Source organism: Vibrio sp. 10N.222.48.A3, from assembly GCF_041475345.1.
Classification (GTDB): Bacteria; Pseudomonadota; Gammaproteobacteria; order Enterobacterales; family Vibrionaceae; genus Vibrio; species Vibrio tasmaniensis_A.
In genome coordinates, this window is sequence record NZ_JBFRVX010000513.1 from 1 (window position 1) to 2,998 (window position 2,998).

Consider the following 2,998-nt stretch of genomic DNA (forward strand, 5'->3'; position numbering starts at 1 on the left):
TGCTGTTGGCTTAGGTAACATCTGGAAATTCCCATACACAGCAGGTGAAAGTGGCGGCGGTGCATTCGTTGCAATTTATCTGTTTTTTGTAATCTTCATCGGTTTTAGTGTGATGCTAACTGAATTTGCGATTGGCCGTCATACGCAAAAATCAGCAGTAGGTGCATTTAAATCAACTGACCGTCGCTGGACGTTCGCTGGTGTTATCGGCGTAGTCAGTGGTTTACTTATCATGGGTTTCTACCCTGTAGTAGGTGGCTGGTCTATCGCATACATCGGTAAAATTGCTGGTGGTCTACTAGACGCACCTGAAGCAATTGGCGACAGCTTCGGTGGCTTTATCTCAAACCCAGTTCAGCCACTAATGTGGATGGGCCTATACCTACTACTTAACGTTGTCATCGTTATGAAGGGTATTTCTGGCGGTATTGAGAAAGCGGGTAAGATTCTGATGCCACTTCTTTTCATCATCCTTATCGTGGTATCAATCAAAGGCCTAATGCTTCCGGGCGCGATGGCTGGTCTTGAATTCCTATTCAGCCCTGACTTCTCTAAAGTAGACAGCGGTGTAATCCTAGCTGCACTAGGTCAAGCATTCTTCTCACTATCTCTTGGTATGGGTTGTATGTTGACTTACGGTTCTTACCTTAAGAAGAAAGAGAACCTAGTTCAAACTACAGCTATGGTTACGGCGATGGATACAGGCGTTGCTATCCTAGCTGGTGTTGCAATGTTCCCTGCAATGTTCGCATTCGGTATGGAGCCTGCAGCAGGTCCTGGTCTAGTATTCGTTGTTGTTCCTCAGCTATTCGCTGAAATGGGCGGCGTAGTTGGTCTTCTATTTGCTCTTATGTTCTTCGTTGGTCTAAGTGTAGCGGCACTGACTTCTTCAGTATCTCTACTTGAAGTTGTTGTTTCGTACCTAATCGATGAGAAAGGCATGAAGCGTGTAACAGCTGTACTGTCTGCAAGTGTCGTAATGGCGATTCTATGTATCTTCGCTTCTCTATCACTTGGCGGTTTCGGTCCAACACTGTTTGGTACTGGTGCATTTGATATCTTCGACTTACTAACGGATAAAATCTTCCTAGCAGTTGGCGGTATGTTGGTATGTATCTTCGCTGGTTGGAGACTAAACCGTGCTGACCTAGAGAAAGAAATCACTAACGACGGTGAAGTATCTTTCCCACTATTCGGTCTATGGTACACACTCGTTAAGTACATCATCCCAGTAGCTATCGCTATCGTAGCGTTCATGGGTATCTCTTCTGGCTTCGACAGCGGTAAAGGTGCAATCATGCTACTAGGTATTGGTATCATTGCCGGCTCTGCGCTTATTTCTAAGAAGCTATAATTCTTAGAAACTCTAATCGCAAACTAAAGTTAATTGATAAGCGGGAGCCATTGGCTCCCGTTTTTTATGCGACGTACTTATTGTTTTTCGAGAAATAAAAACATCGTCCCCTAAAGTTATCCGTGTGGTGGCCGATATATCTTTCGGTTAGGCTATATCGGCCTGTATTTATTTTAGGTAGGTGTTCTGTGAAATTGTCAGTGAGAAAAAAACTATATTTGGGTTTTGGATCTATATTGGCGGTGCTTGTCACGTTAGTAGGGATTGTATCGATAGAAGTGATTGGGGCTCACGAGAGCTCTGATGAAATTAGACTGGATGATGTTCCAGGAACTGTTACCTACCTTATATTGATCGATGAAGCTGGTGATGTTTACCGTGATGCTTTGGGCGCGGTTGTTCAGGGCGGTAATGCGCTCAATGATTATCGAGCTAATAAGACTCAATTTTCTCAAGCAATTGAAGAAGCAAAGCGTTTAGAGAGTAAAGGCTCAGAGGACCATCGTCGTGTTCAGCGAATTGAAGAGCTAATGGGGCGCTTTACTCAAGAGTTTGAATCGAAGCTCGTACCTATGCTTAATGATGAAACTGCATTGTTATCAAATATCCAGCAGCTTCGCTCTTTGTATGAGAGTAATCTTATCCCGATTGAAAATTTGCTTGATCAAGCATCTGAAAGTGAGATTGCTGATACAGAGCGAGCTCTGCTAACACTAACGGATTCGTTTATTACAATCGAACGCACGATTATGGTGTTGACTGCGGTTGCGATTGTGTTTGGTTGCGTAATTGCGTTTGTATTGTCTAGCTCTATTACTAATCGCTTAACTCGTGTAGAGCAAGTTGCACGACGCGTAGCAAATGGTGATCTAACGGCAGGTGACATTGTTGATGATTCTGGTGATGAGTTGGCTGACCTTGCTCAATCGATCAACCAGATGCAAAAGTCATTGGTCGATCTCCTCGGTTCTATCTCATCAGTGACTACCCAAGTTCAATCCGTTACTGGTGAGCTATCATCAATCAGCCACGACATCGTATCTGGCGCCTCTGCTCAAGCAGATAAAGCGACATTGATTGCGACTGCGGCAGAAGAACTAAGCTTAACCATTTCTGAAGTAGCGCAACAAGGTACTTCTACTTATGAAGAAGCGCGCCGCTCAGAAACGTCTGCAGAAGACGGTCGTAAAGTGATCGTGGAGATGGTTGCGAGCATCCAACAAGTGTCTACTCAAATGAGCGACATGTCGTTACAAATGAACACGCTGGGTTCACATGGCGAGCAGATTGGCAGTGTTATCAAGGTAATCGAAGATATCGCAGAACAAACCAACCTCTTGGCTCTGAACGCGGCTATTGAAGCTGCGCGTGCTGGTGAGTTCGGTCGTGGTTTTGCCGTGGTAGCTGATGAAGTACGAGCGCTAGCGGAGAGAACGACTAAAGCAACACAAGAAGTGTCTGGTATCATCCAATCTATTCAATCTGGTACTCAAGAAGCGGTTACTTACACTCAAGACAACTGTCGTTTAGTTGAAATTGGTGTAGAGCAAAGTACAGGGGCGGTATCGGCTCTAGAAGCAATTGTTAGCGGTGCGGGCAACGTACAAAGCATGGTTAACTCAATTGCGACTGCGGCAGAAGAAC

The 2,998-nt window shown here is 44.8% G+C and carries 2 protein-coding genes; both read left to right on the top strand.

Annotation, left to right across the window (positions count from 1 at the left end; genetic code table 11):
• On the top strand, positions 1–1,354 hold a 1,354-nt coding region (locus AB4653_RS15000; protein ID WP_372104605.1), incomplete at its 5' end, for a sodium-dependent transporter.
• A 188-nt stretch (positions 1,355–1,542) separates the two neighbouring features.
• Positions 1,543–2,998 (top strand): methyl-accepting chemotaxis protein (locus AB4653_RS15005; RefSeq protein WP_372104608.1); only part of this gene is annotated, 1,456 nt, incomplete at its 3' end.